The organism is Providencia sp. R33 (assembly GCF_019343475.1).
In the GTDB taxonomy this organism is placed as follows: Bacteria; Pseudomonadota; Gammaproteobacteria; order Enterobacterales; family Enterobacteriaceae; genus Providencia.
This window is the reverse complement of the sequence record NZ_CP072453.1, coordinates 237,038-254,037: the sequence shown is the minus strand read 5'-3', so window position 1 is coordinate 254,037 and position 17,000 is coordinate 237,038. Positions and strand designations below refer to the sequence as shown.

Here is a 17,000-nt window from a genome sequence, read left to right as displayed (position 1 = left end):
TTCTAATCAATGTGCTAAGCAACTTTAATTATGCTTGGCCTTTAACTTCTTTTAAACCGTTGAATGGTGCGCTGTTACCGAGAGCTTCTTCAATACGGATTAACTGGTTGTATTTAGCAACACGGTCAGAACGGCTCATAGAACCTGTTTTGATTTGACCTGCTGCAGTACCAACCGCTAAGTCAGCGATAGTTGCATCTTCAGTTTCACCTGAACGGTGAGAGATAACCGCTGTATAGCCAGCATCTTTCGCCATTTTAATTGCAGCCAGAGTTTCAGTTAAAGAACCGATCTGGTTGAATTTAATCAGGATAGAGTTAGCGATGCCTTTATCGATACCTTCTTTCAGGATCTTAGTGTTAGTTACAAACAGGTCGTCACCAACCAGTTGGATTTTGTCACCAAGAACTTTAGTTTGGTATGCGAAACCATCCCAATCAGACTCATTCAGGCCATCTTCGATAGACACGATTGGGTACTGTTTAGTCAGTTCTTCTAAGTAGTGGGTGAACTCTTCTGAAGTAAAGGTTTTGCCTTCGCCTTTCAGTTCATAGTTACCTGTTTCTGCGTTGAAGAACTCAGATGCTGCACAGTCCATCGCTAAAGTCACGTCTTTACCTAATACGTAACCCGCTTGCTCAACCGCTTCTTTGATAGCGGCTAACGCTGCTGCGTTAGATTCTAAGTTAGGTGCATAACCACCTTCATCACCAACAGCGGTGTTCATACCTTTAGATTTCAGTACTTTCGCTAAGTGATGGAAAATTTCAGAACCCATGCGAACTGCTTCTTTCAGCGTTGGTGCGCCAACAGGTTGGATCATGAACTCTTGGATATCAACGTTGTTATCTGCGTGCTCACCACCGTTGATGATATTCATCATTGGCAGAGGCATAGAATATTGGCCGTGAGTTCCGTTCAGGTCAGAAATATGCTCATACAGAGGCATACCTTTTGCCGCTGCTGCTGCTTTTGCGTTTGCTAAAGAAACAGCCAGAATTGCGTTCGCACCAAATTTAGATTTGTTTTCAGTGCCATCAAGGTCAATCATGATTTTATCGATGTTTGCTTGATCTTTTGCATCTTTACCGATTAGGGCGTCTGCGATTGGGCCATTAACTGCACCAACAGCTTTCAGAACACCTTTACCCAGGAAACGTGCTTTATCACCGTCACGCAGTTCCAGAGCTTCACGAGAACCTGTAGATGCACCTGATGGTGCAGCTGCTAAACCAACAAATCCACCTTCTAAGTGAACTTCAGCTTCAACAGTTGGGTTACCACGAGAATCAATGATTTCACGGCCGATCACTTTAACAATTTTGGACATTAGGTTTTCCTCAGTACAAGTTAAATTTCGGGAAGTTGGTGCCATTGCGCCGACTTCCCCATATCTTATTTCAACTCACCTTTCTGGTACTTACCAGCGGCTTTAACAAAACCTGCAAATAACGGGTGACCATCTCTTGGGGTCGAAGTGAACTCTGGGTGGAATTGGCAAGCCACAAACCAAGGGTGATTTGGGTTTTCAATAATTTCCACCAGCTTGTTATCTACTGAACGACCCGCAATTTTCAGGCCCGCATCTTCAATGCGTTTCAGTAATAAATTATTCACTTCATAACGGTGACGGTGACGTTCAACGATGGTATCAGAACCATACATATCACGGACTAAGCTGCCATTCACTAAATGACACTGCTGGCCACCAACACGCATTGTACCGCCAAGGTCGCTCTCTTCAGAACGCACTTCAACGTTACCCTCTTCGTCACGCCATTCTGTAATCAGCGCAACAACTGGGAATTTACAATCTGCTTTGAATTCTGTTGAGTTTGCATCTGCCATGTTGGCAACATTACGTGCAAATTCAATCAGAGCAACTTGCATACCCAAACAAATACCTAAATAAGGAATTTTGTTCTCACGTGCATATTGTGCCGTCAGAATTTTCCCTTCTACACCACGTTCACCAAAACCGCCTGGTACTAAAATTGCGTCCAGACCTTTCAGTAATTCAACACCACGCGTTTCGATATCTTGCGAGTCGATTAACTTGATATTCACCGTTAAACGGTTTTTCAAGCCACCGTGTTTCAGTGCTTCGATAACAGATTTATATGCATCTGGTAGCTCAACGTATTTACCTACCATCCCAATGGTGACTTCACCCGCTGGATTAGCTTCTTCGTAAATAACTTGTTCCCACTCGGACAGATTCGCTTCAGGCACATCGATATGGAAACGGCTACAGATGTATTCATCCAAACCTTGAGATTTTAACAAAGCTGGGATTTTATAAATAGAATCAACGTCTTTTAGTGAGATAACCGCTTTTTCTGGAACATTACAGAATAACGCGATTTTCGCACGTTCATTTGCAGGGATCACACGGTCTGAACGGCAAATTAATACGTCAGGTTGAATACCAATGGACAGCAATTCTTTCACAGAATGTTGTGTTGGCTTGGTTTTTACTTCACCCGCAGCTGCAAGGTATGGCACTAAGGTTAAGTGCAAGTATAGTGTGCGTTCACGGCCCACTTCCGCCGCCATTTGACGAATAGCTTCTAAGAATGGCAGGGATTCGATATCACCTACAGTTCCGCCAACTTCAACGAGAACAACATCATGACCTTCACCACCGCGGATGATACGGTCTTTGATTTCATTAGTGATATGAGGGATTACTTGGATAGTAGCGCCTAAATAGTCGCCACGGCGCTCTTTGCGCAGAACTTCAGAGTAGACACGGCCTGTCGTAAAGTTGTTACGACGTGTCATTTTAGTACGGATGAAACGCTCATAATGACCCAAATCCAAGTCAGTTTCAGCGCCGTCTTCTGTAACGAAAACTTCCCCGTGTTGGGTTGGGCTCATTGTACCTGGGTCTACGTTGATGTAGGGATCCAGTTTCATAATCGTTACATTGAGTCCACGGGCTTCGAGTATAGCCGCCAACGAGGCTGCGGCAATGCCTTTACCCAGAGAGGATACGACCCCGCCGGTCACAAAAATATAGTTAGTTTTCATGCTGAACCTGAAAGTTTAGGTTTAAAAGATGATGGATATAACAGGACGGGAAAACAGTATACCCGAACCTTAATTTCGCTACAAATGTTCTAAGCATAATAAGGCTAAATTTCATCAATACTCTAATATTATCAGCAAGTTAAAAACGAAAATTATTTATCGCTTCAAAAATAGTCATCTGTGTCTGTTTTTATACATTAACACAGTTTAAAAGCAAAAGCTAAATCCTTTCAGCTCATTCTGTGGCGTAAAAAATGCGATTCTGCACTAAGTTTGATTTTGAATAACTATTTACTCTATCACCCGCTATTTAACGCCCAAAAATGCCACGTTATTGATTGTTTTTGAAGCTTTGTTTGGGAATGTTGAATAAATTACTTTTAGAATAAACCAACAATATCCAAATCTTAAAACAACAAATAGTTTCAATACTTACATGTAATGGCTCTAAATAGTTCGCATTACAGCTAGGCAGCAAGAGAGGATATCTCGGGGAGCATACATAATAAGTATGTGACCCATGTAGCCGAACGCAACCAACAACGCTGTAGTGCGAAATATGACGAGACATTTTATTCTTGGCTTTTAACCTGCAGCCAGAGCGCCTCCATCTCCTCAAGTGTAGCACTTTCTACAGAATTACCACTTTCGGATAAGCTTTTCTCGATTTTCCTAAAACGTCGCTCAAATTTATTACAAGCTTTTTGCAGCGCTATTTCAGGCTTATGGCCTAGATGACGAGACAAATTTACCGTCGCAAACAGTAAATCCCCAATTTCCTCTTCTAGGCGGTCTTGGTCTACAACCACCTGAGTGGCTTCTTCCATGACTTCTTCGAGTTCTTCATGGACTTTCCCAACCACTGGGCCAAGCGTATTCCAATCAAAACCAACAGAAGCGCAACGTTTTTGAATTTTATAGGCTTTCATCAATGCAGGTAGTGAGTTGGGAATGTCATCGAGTACAGAAAATTGTGATTTTTCAGCGCGTTCTTTTGCTTTACGCTTTTCCCATCCCTCAATCACTTCAGAACTTGAAAGTTGATTATTCGTATCAAAAATATGTGGGTGACGATGCTCCAATTTGTCACTTACTGCTTGGCAGATATCATTGAAATCAAAGAGTGACTTTTCATTCGCCATTTGTGCATAAAAAACGACTTGGAATAATAAGTCACCCAGTTCACCTTTTAGGTCAGAAAAATCCTCACGTTCTATTGCATCAAGTACTTCGTAAGTTTCTTCAAGTGTGTAAGGCGCAATCGTTTTAAATGTTTGTACTTTATCCCATGGGCATCCCGTTTTCGGGTCGCGAAGCTGTGCCATAATGGATAGTAAGCGTTCGATTTGGCGATTTTCCTGACTCATTGTATTACCCTTTGATTTTCTTTTGTTTCTACATTGCTATCTTTATCTCAAACTTACCAGATATAAAGGTCAATCAACAAAGAAAACTTGAAAAGGATCATTTCAAAATAGTTTGAGTTGTCGCGTGGAGAGCGCGCAGCCAACAACGCTGCGGCTCAAAATATGAAAATGGCGATTTATAAAAATATCGATTTTCAAAATAGTTTGTGTTGTAGGTAGACGGCAAGATTAGCTATCTTGGGGAGCATACATAAGTATGTGACCCAAGTAGCTAAACGCAGCCAACACCCCTACAACGCAAAATATGAAGAAAATACAGGAGCATACATAAGTATGTGACTAAAGTGAGAGCGCGCAGCCAACAACACTGCGGCTCAAAATATGAAAATGGCGATTTATAAAAATATCGATTTTCAAAATAGTTTGAGTTGTAGGTAGGCGGCAAGATTAGCTATCTTGGGGAGCATACATAAGTATGTGACCCAAGTAGCTAAACGCAGCCAACACCCCTACAACGCAAAATATGAAGAAAATACAGTAGCATACATAAGTATGTGACTAAGGTGAGAGCGCGCAGCCAACAACGCTGCGGCTCAAAATATGACGAAAATCACTGAGAATGACGTTTGGCCTCAATAACATCGGCTAACTGATTCAACTTCGCTAACACCCTGCCTAGCACCTCGATATTATAAATCTCTACTGTCATATCGATAGTTGCTAGCTGCTGCTTAACGTCACTACGGCTACTGACACCTAGCACGTTCACTTTCTCGTTGGCGAGGATTGTTGTGATATCACGCAGTAATCCACTACGGTCATTTGCGACTACCCTGACCACAAGAGAATAACCACTGGAGTAGTTTTCACCCCATACTGCATCTATTACACGTTCTGGGGCATGGCTCTGTAACTCCGCCAGTTGTTCACAATCGACACTGTGGATTGAGATCCCGCGCCCTTTGGTGATAAAACCGACAATTTCATCCCCTGGAATAGGTTGGCAGCACCTTGCAATATGGTGCATCAAATTACCCACACCTTCGACAACAACACGGCCACTACTGTGAGATGGTGCTCTTGGTACTGAAGATTTGTTTTCTAATGTCTTCAGTGCTGCGCGGTCTTCTTCTTCCGCAGTAGCTTTATTAAATTTACTTTGTAAGAAATTCACCAACTGGTTAATTCGAATATCACCACCACCAATACCTGCTAGTACTTCATCCAGTGAATGAACGTTATAACGAGCAATAAGCAGTTTTTCCGCTTCACGCAGACTAATATCCAGTTGAGATAGTTCGCTATCTAAAATTTGGCGCCCTGCAAGTATGTTTTTATCTCTGTCTTGTTTACGGAACCAGTTTTGAATTTTTGCACGCCCACGGCTTGTTGTGACATAACCTAGGTTTGGATTTAACCAGTCACGGCTAGGGTTAGGGTGTTTCTGAGTGATAATTTCAATTTGATCCCCCATTTGCAACTGATAGCTAAATGGCACGATCCGACCACTAATTTTTGCACCAATACATCGATGTCCTACATCGCTATGAATATGGTAGGCAAAATCAAGTGGTGTTGAACCCGCAGGTAAATCAACAACATCGCCTTTCGGTGTGAAAACATACACACGGTCATCAAACACTTGGCTACGAACTTCATCAAGCATTTCACCTGAGTCAGCCATTTCTTCTTGCCATGCGATTAATTTACGCAGCCATGCAATACGGTTCTCGTAACTGCTTCCCTTACCAATTCCCGTTGCGCCTTCTTTATATTTCCAGTGCGCTGCTACTCCCAGTTCAGCATCCTCATGCATCTGGCGAGTACGTATTTGAATTTCAAGAGTTTTACCATTAGGGCCTAACACGACGGTATGAATTGATTGATAACCATTCGGTTTCGGGTTTGCTACATAGTCATCAAACTCATCAGGAAGATGGCGAAAATGCGTATGTACTATTCCCAGCGCTGCATAGCAATCTTGCAAACGTTCAACCACAATCCGCACAGCCCGTACATCGAACAACTCATCAAACGCCAATGATTTTTTCTTCATTTTGCGCCAGATACTGTAGATATGCTTGGGGCGACCGTAAATATCTGCCTGAATGTTTTCTTTTAACATGTATTTACGCAACGTACCGACAAAGTTATCAATATAATCTTCACGGTCAATACGTCGCTCATGGAGCAACTTAGCGATTTTTTTGTATTCATCAGGGTGCAAATAGCGGAAACAGAAGTCCTCTAGTTCCCATTTTAATTGCCCTATTCCTAAGCGATTCGCTAATGGTGCGTAAATATTGGAACATTCTTTTGCGGCTAATACGCGTTCATCTTCCGTAGCATCTTTGACTTCACGTAAATGCGCGATACGCTCTGCTAACTTGATGACGACACAGCGAAAATCTTCCACCATCGACAATAACATGCGACGGATATTATCGACTTGGACGGAGCTGGTTTCACTTGATTGAGTCGCTTTTAATTGGCGAATGGCATCCATTTCAAGCACGCCCTTAACCAATTCGTGAATCGAATTCCCGAACTCATCAATGACTTCTTGCTCTTCCAGTTTGCCTTCTTCAACTAATGGAAATAATAATGCTGCTTGTAAGCTGCCGATATCCATGCTGAGCGTAGATAAAATTTCGGTCATCTCAATGCCACGCCACAGCAATAAAGGCCCAATTTCTTGGCCTGCTAATTTATCGTGACAAAACTGCCAGGTATGGATGAGCTTTTCTTCTGATTGTTTATTGCTCAAACCCAGACCGCCTACCCATTTTTCCGGGGCAAACTCACCTGCTGGGGTAAGATGTGCACTTCTTACTGCAACCATATATTCTCCCTACCTGTTAATGCTCTGGTCGACGGATAAATAGTGCCATTGATTCTAAATGGCTAGTGTGCGGAAACATGTCTAACATCCGCAAATGTAATAATTGATACCCCGTATCAAGCAAAACTTTACTGTCCCTTGCTAAGGTCGTGGGGTTACAAGAAACATAGACAATTTTTTCGGGCATCAGTTTAATTAAATGTTCCATCACGCCCGCCGCTCCTGCTCGCGCAGGGTCTAATAAGACTTTATTGAACCCTTGAGCTGCCCACGGTTGCGTATGAATTTCGGCTTCTAGGTTTTCATTATAGAAGGTCGCATTAGAAATAGTATTGAGCTGAGCGTTGTTTCGTGCCTGTTCGACTAAATTTTCGACACCTTCAACCCCAACAACCGATTTAGCTAATCGCGCTATTGGCAGCGTAAAATTACCCATTCCGCAAAAAAGGTCTAATACCCTATCTTCATCGGTTAGATCTAACCATGCTAACGCTTGTGCCACCATCAGTTGATTTACTTGCCCATTGACTTGGATAAAGTTCAATGGGTTAAATTTAAGCACTTCACCTGCAACTTGGTATTCAGGCATTGGTGAGTTCGCCGTCAAAGTCTCTAGTGCGTTATCATTCCCTGCCAACCAAATAGACACACCATATTGGTTTTCAAAATCACTAAGTTTCTGTTTATCTGCATGAGAAAAAGGCACTAAATGACGTATCATGATGATATTGCTGTTATCTGCATGAATAAGCTCAACATGGCCTAATTTTGGCTTAATACTCAGTTGGTTAAGGCATTCAGAAAGCGGCTTAAGTAAGGCATCCAGCTCTGGTGCTAACACAGGGCAATTTTTAATATCAACGAGTGTGTTCGATTGTGTTTGGCGAAAACCCATCACTAGCCGTTGATTTTTAGGCTGATATTGCAGTCCTAAACGCGCACGACGTCGATAACCATAAGATTCACCACTCATCACTGGCGCTGCGCTTTTATCAACCCCTGTTTCTCTCATCATTAAATATTGTAAAGCTTCAGCCTTACTTTTTCTTTGTAATTCAATATCAATATGTTGCTGTTGGCAGCCACCACACTGTTCAAAATAACGGCATTGAGGTTTTACCCGCTGCGGGCTTGTTGATAAGCGTTTAACCACTTTTGCTTTTGCAAAACTGCGTTTATCTTCCGTTAGCTCAATTTGCGCCTCTTCCCCAGGCAATAAATCCGCAACAAAAATTGTTTTTCCATCAAGACGTGCAACACCTTGCCCTGCGGCATCTAAGCTATCAGCAACAACCGTAAGTTGACGGCGTGGAGTGGTGCGGCGGTTCGGAGAGTAAAATTGAGCCATAAGTAATCACAACAAAGTATTAGTTACAAAAAAGGGTCCTTGCTTGCTTCCATTCCAGGCATTTTTTATACCTGAAGAAGGAAAAACAGACATGTCTAGTATACCTGTTTTTCCTTTTATTTTATTGCCTACTTTGTGACTTTATTGCTTAGCGAATTAATATTATTAATTACTCACCATAAATTTTCTATATTCTTCATAGGCGTAGTGATCTGTCATCCCGCTAATATAGTCTTGGATCAAACGAGCTCGGTAATAAAATTCAAGAATAGATTTATCCACTTCATTCGTTGCAGACACTTTCTCAAGCGCCTCATTGTAGGATAAACGGTGCTTGTTGGATAACTTATGGAATAACCGCGTTTCAATAAAAAAGTGTTTGTGGTAATTTTTTTCGACTAAATCTGCAAAGTCAGTTCGACTCATCATCAATAAGGGGCTATAAAAATCGAGTAACCCACTGATAATCTTATAACCTTGTAACTCTAGTTGTTCGACTTCGTGATGATTAAACACATGTTTAAAAGCAACGGTTTTCAACACTTTCAGCAAGCGGTGCTCTGGGCTTTTGTCTTCTAATAGCGCGCTATTGAAATTACCATGGTAGATCTCAGGGAGATTTTTAATAAAACGTTGAGCGCTATAGTGTGCTAATTTGCCAGTAATATTAACGCGTAAGTACATAAAGAACTGGTCTTGCTGAATACGCCTTGTGTGATTATCACTAATATTGTTATAAGCACGCATAATGGTTTGGTCGAATAAATCATTCTGTTCAACCTCCCCCCACTCTGTGCGCAAATAATCAATCAATTGTTCAACGGTAAATATTCCTTTCTCTGCAGCATCATCCAAATCGGCGATGCAATAAGAGATATCATCAGCCGCCTCCATAATATACGAAAGTGGAAAGCGACAGTATTTCTCCATATCGAGTTTTTTTGTGAGCTCACTGACAAAATCTGCTTCAGACCAGTAATACCCAGGCTTTTTCATCAAATAGTCGAATTCTGCGGGAATGGGTTCTAAATCATAAGCGCCACGCGTATATTTCAAGATAGCGCCAATTTGTGCATAGGTTAGGTTAAGTTTCAGCAAGCGGTGAGCCATTCGCAAACCTTGCGCATTCCCTTCGAATGAACATAAATCCTTTTTTAATTGGCGGCGAAAAAGATCTTGTTTCTCATTCCCCGTTAATTGCAATGCTTGAATTTGGCAAGGGTCAGGCGTGTCAGGTGAATAAACGTAATCAGGGGAAAGTAGCTTACTAAACCAACGTTGAATAGCAGCTTCACCAAAGTGCCCGAAAGGTGGATTGCCTATATCGTGCATTAAGCAGGACATTTCCACTAGGCTTTCAAAAGCATCACAACGCTCATCTAAGCCATAGGTTTCTAACAACTTTTTCTTTTTCAACTCACCAAGTACAGTTTTACTAATGTAGCGCCCAACCTGCTGAACCTCGAGCGAATGCGTTAGACGGCTGCGCACAGCTGCATTTTGTTCTAATGGAAAAACTTGTGTTTTTTGTTGTAAACGACGAATAGCGGCGGAGTTAATAATACGCCCGCGGTCACTTTCAAATAAGCGGTTTACGGCGTCTTCATCCTGCGGTGAGACTTTCTGGTTTTTAGCACTGCTCATGTAGTTACGTTGAAAGCTCAGTTTCTTTAGAAAATTAATCTCACCCACGCTGCCACCTTCCCTATCTCGATTGATGATTCATTATATAGCCTAAAAACAGGAAAAATACTTCATGACTCACCTTTCAATGTTACACTTCGTGCATCTTTGTAATTTCGTTGTCGAAATTCGAGCTGTTACAAAAAAATTTGCGAACCCGCTCGAAGAATACAGCACTAACACAATAAAACATTATCTTCCCTAGTCAAAACATTGACACTAATAGTGCGCATTAGGCAGGGAAAAGGAGACAAAATGAAAGTTGGGATCATTGGTGCGATGGAGCAAGAAGTTGCCATTTTGCGCTCACAAATTGAAGGCTGCCAAACCATTAGCCGTGCAGGCTGTGAAATTTACACGGGCAAAATTAATGGTGTTGATGTCGCACTATTAAAATCAGGTATCGGTAAAGTTGCTGCCGCCATTGGTACAACGTTATTGTTAGAGCATTGCCAGCCTGATGTGGTGATTAACACAGGCTCTGCGGGCGGGTTAGACCCTCGCTTAAATGTGGGGGATATCGTCGTATCTACCGAAGTGCGTTATCACGATGCCGATGTCACCGCATTTGGCTATGAACCGGGTCAGATGGCGCAGTGCCCACCAGCATTTGTTGCTGATAGCAAACTGATTGACATTGCTGAACAATGCATTCAGTTACTCGATATGAATGCAGTTCGTGGCTTAGTGTGCAGTGGTGATGCTTTTATCAATGGCGCAGAGCCGTTGGCACGCATCAAAGCGACCTTCCCGCAAGTTGCGGCCGTTGAAATGGAAGCCACTGCGATTGGTCAGGTTTGCCATCAATTCGGCGTACCCTTTGTTGTGGTTCGCGCAATTTCCGATGTCGCAGATAAAGAATCGCACACCAGCTTTGACGAATTTCTTCCTGTTGCAGCTCGACAGTCTTCACTGATGATCAATGCAATTTTAGCCAAGCTGGCTTAAATTCAACAAAAAAAGGCATAACCAATTGTTAGGTATGCCTTTTATTTTCAATATGATGATAGCGATGAAAAAATTAACCGTCTATTTATCTCAACTTATTACTTTATTACTGGCTTGTTTTATCTCATTTTCTGCTTTGTCTGAGCCAAAACAGCGCGTAATTAGCCTATCCCCTGCAAATACAGAGCTTGCCTATGCCGCTGGGTTAGGTGACAACTTGATTGCGGTCAGTGCTTATTCAGATCACCCTGAGCAGGCAAAAAAACTGGAGCAAGTTTCTGATTGGCAAGGGGTTAATGTCGAACGTATTATCGCGCTTAAACCTGACTTGATTTTGGCATGGCGAGGAGGAAATCCACAGCGGCCACTTGATCAGCTAGCGTCCTTTGGTATTCCCATTGTCTATTTTGACCCACAAACCATTGATGAAGTCATTGATGCAGTCAATGAATTATCCCAATATAGCCCTAAACCTGAATTGGCTCAGCAAAATGTTGATGCTATGCGAGCTAGGCTGACACCTTATCAGCCCCCCCAAAAAACAAACGTCAAAACCAAGAAGGTCTTTATTCAGCTAGGAACTCAACCTTTATTCAGTGCAGGTAATCATACTTTGCAAAATGATGTCGTGAAATTTTGTGGTGGGGAAAACATTTTTGCTAACAGCGCCGTACAATGGCCACAAGTTAGCCGTGAGCAAGTGCTCACCCGCAATCCTGATGTGATTATAATGACGGGTTCAGCTGAACAGGAAAACGTTGTCAGAGATTTTTGGCATTCACAATTGGATGTGCCAATCATTCGTTTAAATGAAGACTGGTTCCACCGCGCAGGCCCACGAATTATCGACGCCACCGAACAACTCTGCGGACAGTTAAATGCCTTATCCAATTGATAAGTAAGGATTAATAATTACGAGTTACAAAAATCTTCAAAATAGTTTGAGTTGCAGCTAGGCGGCAAGTAAGCAAATCCCTAGGAGCATACACAAGTATGTGACTAGGGTGAGCGCGCGCAGCTAACAACGCTGCGGCTCAAAATATGACAAAATTAGACGCTAAAAGACGAACCACATCCACAAGTCGACTTAGCATTTGGATTCGTAACAATAAAACGAGAACCTTCTAAGCCTTCTGTATAGTCAACACTTCCACCCACCAAATATTGCAGGCTCATTGGGTCGACTACTAATGCAACGCCTTGTTTTTCAATGGTCATATCGCCGTCGTTGATTTGGTCATCGAAGGTGAAGCCATACTGGAAACCGCTACATCCGCCACCAGTGATATAAACACGCAGACGCAGATTTGGGTTGTTCTCATCAGAGACTAAATCTTTAACTTTAATTGCTGCCGCATCAGTAAATTGCAATGGCAGAGCTGCATCATCACTCATTTTTTACTCCAAACCGGTGACTGGTAAATTCATGTGTGGGCTAAAACCCACTCAGATCAATTAACCTAATTATCCGCCACTTGCCTAAATCGTTCAAGTGTTGTTACACAATTAGACACATTGTGCATATCTTGATAGCAACATTTGGTTTAATTGATGCAGTGCTTTAGAATGGTAGCAAATTTTTATTTCGCCCTTTTCTGGAGCCCTGCCATGTCGCAATCTGAAATTCTGTATGAGCAAGCAAAACAACAAATTCCCGGTGGTGTAAACTCGCCTGTTCGCGCCTTTAATGGTGTCGGTGGTACCCCTTTATTTATCGAAAAAGCAGATGGCGCTTATATTTATGATGTTGATGGTAAAGCGTATGTTGATTACGTTGGCTCATGGGGACCAATGGTATTAGGCCATAATCACCCAGAAATTCGTGATGCTGTCATTAAAGCCGTCCATAAAGGGTTGAGTTTCGGTGCCCCAACCGCTGCCGAAGTTGAAATGGCTGAATTAGTTTGTGAATTGGTTCCTTCTATGGACCTAGTACGCATGGTGAACTCGGGTACTGAAGCCACCATGAGCGCCATTCGTCTCGCTCGTGGCTATACAGGCCGTGATAAAATCATCAAATTCGAAGGTTGCTACCATGGCCACGCAGATTGCTTATTAGTCAAAGCAGGTTCTGGCGCACTGACCATGGGTGAACCAAACTCACCGGGTGTGCCTGAAGATTTTGTCAAACATACGCTCACTTGTACCTACAATGACCTTGCTTCTGTACGTCAAGCATTTGAAAACTATCCTGAAGATATCGCTTGTGTCATTGTAGAGCCTGTTGCAGGGAATATGAACTGTGTACCACCAACCGCAGAATTCCTCCCCGGCTTACGTGCGCTATGTGATGAATTCAACGCTGTTCTAATCATTGATGAAGTGATGACAGGCTTTCGTGTTGCATTAGGTGGCGCACAAGATTATTACGGTGTTGAGCCAGATTTGACCTGCTTAGGCAAGATTATTGGTGGTGGTATGCCTGTGGGTGCATTTGGTGGGCGTCTTGAAATCATGGAAAAATTAGCGCCTATCGGCCCCGTTTACCAAGCAGGTACTCTCTCTGGTAACCCCGTTGCAATGGCCGCAGGACTTGCTTGCTTAAAAGAAGTCTCTCAGCCTGGTGTTCATTCACGTTTAAATGAGTTAACCGAAAAATTAGCGCGCGGGTTAAAACGTGTTTCCCAAGAACAAGGGATTCCGATGGTCATTAACCATGTCGGCGGGATGTTTGGTATTTTCTTCACAGATGCGCCAACGGTAACTTGCTACCAAGACGTAATGAAATGTGATGTAGAGCGCTTCAAAAAATTCTTCCATTACATGTTAGAACAAGGTATTTACCTCGCCCCGTCTGCCTTTGAAGCAGGCTTTATGTCTATCGCCCACAGCGATGAAGATATTGAGAAAACCATCAAAGCTGCTGAAACAGCACTGGCGAAGATTAAAGCAAATTAATTCGCATTGAAAACAAATAGGTGAAGCAATTTCGCTTCACCGCTCTCTTATCTATCAGTATTCCCCGCTAACCCACCCAATTAGGTTATTAAATCTAGAACAGATCATCTCTATTAGTTATTTAAATAGCTTGAACTGTAACGAGTCTAGATACATGAACAATGAAAAGAATCAGCTAGCAGAGAATCAAAAAACTACATATACCGTTAATTCTCTAAATAGTTCGAGTTGTGGCAAGGCGGCAAGTGAAACTATCTCGGGGAGCATACACTAGTATGTGACCCGAGTAGTTGAATGTAGCCAACACCGCCACAGCTCGAAATATGACGAGAATTTATGGGTTATCGCCAAACATATCCTTCACCCAGTCCGGCGCATCACTTTTCTGCTCGTCATTATTGCCATTTAAATTCCACGCTGGTGCTTGGTTTTCTGAGGCTTGGCACAGACTGTCTGGGTTATCTGTCCATATTGGTAACATTCTACCGCCACCAAAGTTTGAACAACTTAACTGCCCATCTGCCGTAACTTGCATATCGACAATACCTTCTGGTGCACGGTTAATCAGTGCTAAAGGCGCTTGGTTATCAAGGTAGCGTTGGTAGACCCGTAGAGCCCCGGTAGAGCCTGTTAATTGCGTTGGGCCATTGTTATCACGCCCTACCCAGACAATTGCCACCTCTTTACCATCAATACCCGCATACCAGCTATCACGTAAATCATTGGTTGTTCCCGTTTTACCTGCCAAATTGTATTTACCGTATTTGGATAATAAAACGCGCCCCGTTCCTTGATTCACCACTTGCTGCATACCATAAAGCGTTAAATAAGCAGCTTGTGAAGGTACAGCACGCTCTGCAGATGGGTAGCTTTGGTAAATTTCGTTACCATCACCATCAATAACAGAACGTAGGGAGGATAATTTCGCCCGATTCCCTTCACCACCAATAGTTTGGTATACCTGAGCAACTTCCGCTGGCGTTAAGTTAACAGCACCGAGGAACATTGCTGGCACTTTTTCCATCGCTGCGGCAGGCGCCCCTAGACGAACAAAGGTATTAAACACTTGATCGAGACCAATATCTAACCCTAAATTTACGGTTGGGATATTTTGTGATTTAGCCAATGCATCAACTAGCATCATACGGCCATTGAAGTTACGGCTGTAGTTTCTTGGGCTCCAATTTTGGTTGCCAACTTTAACCGTCAATGGTTCGTCTTTTAACCATGTATTTAAACGGTAACGGTCTGGTTCGCTCAGTGCGGCAAGATACACAGGCGGTTTTGCCAGTGAGCCAATGCTGCGGCGTGCGTTCAATGCACGATTAAAACCAGAGAACTGCGGTTGAGAACCACCAACCATGGCACGAACTTCGCCATTAACACGGTCAACCACCACCATTGCACCTTCAATATCATCTAATTTACGGGTTTTGCGTAAATCTGCGACACCATTTTCCACTGCATTTTCTGCCGCAGTTTGTGCGACAGGGTCTAAGGTTGTGAAAATTTTCGCACCTGAAAGTTCTTTGACTTTATCACCCAATTTTTCATTGAGTTCTAACCGTACCATTTGCATAAAGGCAGGTTGAGAGGCCACCAGACCTTCTTTATTTTTCACACCTAGCGGCCTTGCGCTAAGAACTTGGTACATTTCTTGGTCAATCACACCGCGTGTTTCAAGAATTTTTAACACAATATTACGGCGCTTAATGGCATTTTGTGGTTTCGTCCATGGGTTATAAGTTGACGCCCCTTGCACCATGCCCACTAACAATGCTTGCTGATCAAAACTCAGCTCATTAATTGGACGGCCAAAATAATACAGGCTCGCTAATGGAAAACCTCGAATTTCGTCATTACCGTTTTGACCTAAGAAGACTTCGTTTAAATACAGCTCTAAAATACGTTCTTTACCGTAGTTATAATCCAATAAAATCGCCATGTAGGCTTCATTGGCTTTACGTTTCAGGGTTCGTTCATTGGTTAAAAATAGGTTTTTGACCAATTGTTGTGTCAGGGTACTTCCCCCTTGAACAGAACGCCCAGCGGTTAAGTTAGCGACAACAGCACGGCCGATAGAGTACAAACTGACGCCATCATGCTCGTAGAAGTTTCTATCTTCGGTTTCAAGTAAGATTTTCACCAATGATTCAGGAAAGTCAGCAAGAGGCAGAACTAAGCGCTGCTCGTTATTTGCTGATTGCATCATAGTGATAAGTTTTGGATCTAAACGGAAAAAGCCAAATGAGCGGCCATTTTCCATATTTTCAATCTTACTTAATGAATTGTTTTCAAACACCATACGCGCCAAAATCTGCCCTTCTTTTTGATCAGGGAAGTTAAATGGACGGCGTAAAATTTCAATGGTATTGCCACGCACAACAAACTCACCCGATGTGGTGATTTTGCTGACTTTGCGATATTGCATGCCTTCAAGCAAGCGAGTCATTTCTGCTTGGCTGTAATCCATCCCCGGTTCAAGGTTGACCATGCGGCCGTAAACCGCGGCGGGGAGATCCCAGACCTTGCCATCGAGGCGTTCTTTAATTTGTTGATTTAAATAAAAACCATACGCAGCCAATAGCACCGCAAATACAATCATCAGTTTGACAAGTAGCCAGAACCAACGCCATTTGCTTTTTACTTTGCGTTGTTTTTTATTTTTTGAGCCTTTTTTAGCCATGTGCTCTTCTTCATCTTCATCGTCGAGATATTGTTCTTCAATATCATCATCTTGGTATAAATCTTCATCATCATAATCATCGCGATCTCTACGGCGGCGTGATGACGATTGTTTTTTGTCAGCCGTTTTTTTACTACGTCGGCCAATTGGTTCAAAATCTTTACCGGACATGGTCGCTCCATATCACCTTACAAA

The 17,000-nt window shown here is 42.7% G+C and carries 11 protein-coding genes; 3 read left to right on the top strand and 8 right to left on the bottom strand.

What is annotated here, in order from left to right; translation table 11 throughout:
- Positions 1 to 28 precede the first annotated feature (28 nt).
- The 6 genes from eno to dgt form a co-directional block, all read right to left on the bottom strand.
- Positions 29 to 1,330, bottom strand: coding sequence for a phosphopyruvate hydratase (gene eno / locus J6836_RS01270; RefSeq protein ID WP_219246121.1), 1,302 nt, complete (start codon positions 1,328 to 1,330; stop codon positions 29 to 31).
- Positions 1,331 to 1,395: 65 nt separating this feature from the next.
- Positions 1,396 to 3,033, bottom strand: coding sequence for a glutamine hydrolyzing CTP synthase (pyrG, locus tag J6836_RS01265; RefSeq protein ID WP_219246120.1), 1,638 nt, complete (start codon positions 3,031 to 3,033; stop codon positions 1,396 to 1,398).
- A 572-nt stretch (positions 3,034 to 3,605) separates the two neighbouring features.
- Positions 3,606 to 4,400: a nucleoside triphosphate pyrophosphohydrolase gene (mazG, locus tag J6836_RS01260; protein WP_219246119.1), complete on the bottom strand. Its 795-nt coding sequence runs from the start codon at positions 4,398 to 4,400 to the stop codon at positions 3,606 to 3,608.
- A 610-nt stretch (positions 4,401 to 5,010) separates the two neighbouring features.
- Positions 5,011 to 7,242 carry a GTP diphosphokinase gene (gene relA / locus J6836_RS01255; protein WP_219246118.1) on the bottom strand — a complete coding sequence of 744 codons (2,232 nt, stop codon included), beginning with the start codon at positions 7,240 to 7,242 and terminating at the stop codon, positions 5,011 to 5,013.
- A gap of 16 nt (positions 7,243 to 7,258) precedes the next feature.
- A complete protein-coding gene (rlmD, locus tag J6836_RS01250; protein WP_219246117.1) occupies positions 7,259 to 8,590 on the bottom strand; it encodes a 23S rRNA (uracil(1939)-C(5))-methyltransferase RlmD in 1,332 nt (443 codons plus the stop codon).
- A 165-nt stretch (positions 8,591 to 8,755) separates the two neighbouring features.
- The gene (gene dgt / locus J6836_RS01245) at positions 8,756 to 10,282 is read right to left on the bottom strand and encodes a dGTPase (protein ID WP_219246116.1); all 1,527 of its coding nucleotides are present in this window, start codon (positions 10,280 to 10,282) and stop codon (positions 8,756 to 8,758) included.
- Positions 10,283 to 10,528: 246 nt separating this feature from the next.
- Between dgt and mtnN the strand changes: the two genes are divergently transcribed.
- Positions 10,529 to 11,221 (top strand): 5'-methylthioadenosine/S-adenosylhomocysteine nucleosidase, encoded by a 693-nt coding sequence (mtnN, locus tag J6836_RS01240; protein ID WP_219246115.1) that lies wholly within the window; start codon positions 10,529 to 10,531, stop codon positions 11,219 to 11,221.
- 64 nt (positions 11,222 to 11,285) lie between these two features.
- Positions 11,286 to 12,116 (top strand): vitamin B12 ABC transporter substrate-binding protein BtuF, encoded by an 831-nt coding sequence (gene btuF / locus J6836_RS01235; protein WP_255586298.1) that lies wholly within the window; start codon positions 11,286 to 11,288, stop codon positions 12,114 to 12,116.
- 155 nt (positions 12,117 to 12,271) lie between these two features.
- Here btuF and erpA read toward each other — a convergent pair whose 3' ends face one another.
- Positions 12,272 to 12,616 carry an iron-sulfur cluster insertion protein ErpA gene (gene erpA, locus J6836_RS01230; RefSeq protein WP_219246114.1) on the bottom strand — a complete coding sequence of 115 codons (345 nt, stop codon included), beginning with the start codon at positions 12,614 to 12,616 and terminating at the stop codon, positions 12,272 to 12,274.
- Positions 12,617 to 12,829: 213 nt separating this feature from the next.
- On the opposite strand from erpA, the gene hemL reads away from it, so the two are divergent.
- Positions 12,830 to 14,119 carry a glutamate-1-semialdehyde 2,1-aminomutase gene (gene hemL, locus J6836_RS01225; RefSeq protein WP_219246113.1) on the top strand — a complete coding sequence of 430 codons (1,290 nt, stop codon included), beginning with the start codon at positions 12,830 to 12,832 and terminating at the stop codon, positions 14,117 to 14,119.
- Between the two features lie 334 nt (positions 14,120 to 14,453).
- On the opposite strand, the gene mrcB is transcribed toward hemL, so the two are convergent.
- The gene (gene mrcB, locus J6836_RS01220) at positions 14,454 to 16,976 is read right to left on the bottom strand and encodes a bifunctional glycosyl transferase/transpeptidase (RefSeq protein ID WP_219246112.1); all 2,523 of its coding nucleotides are present in this window, start codon (positions 16,974 to 16,976) and stop codon (positions 14,454 to 14,456) included.
- Between the last annotated feature and the right edge of the window lie 24 nt (positions 16,977 to 17,000).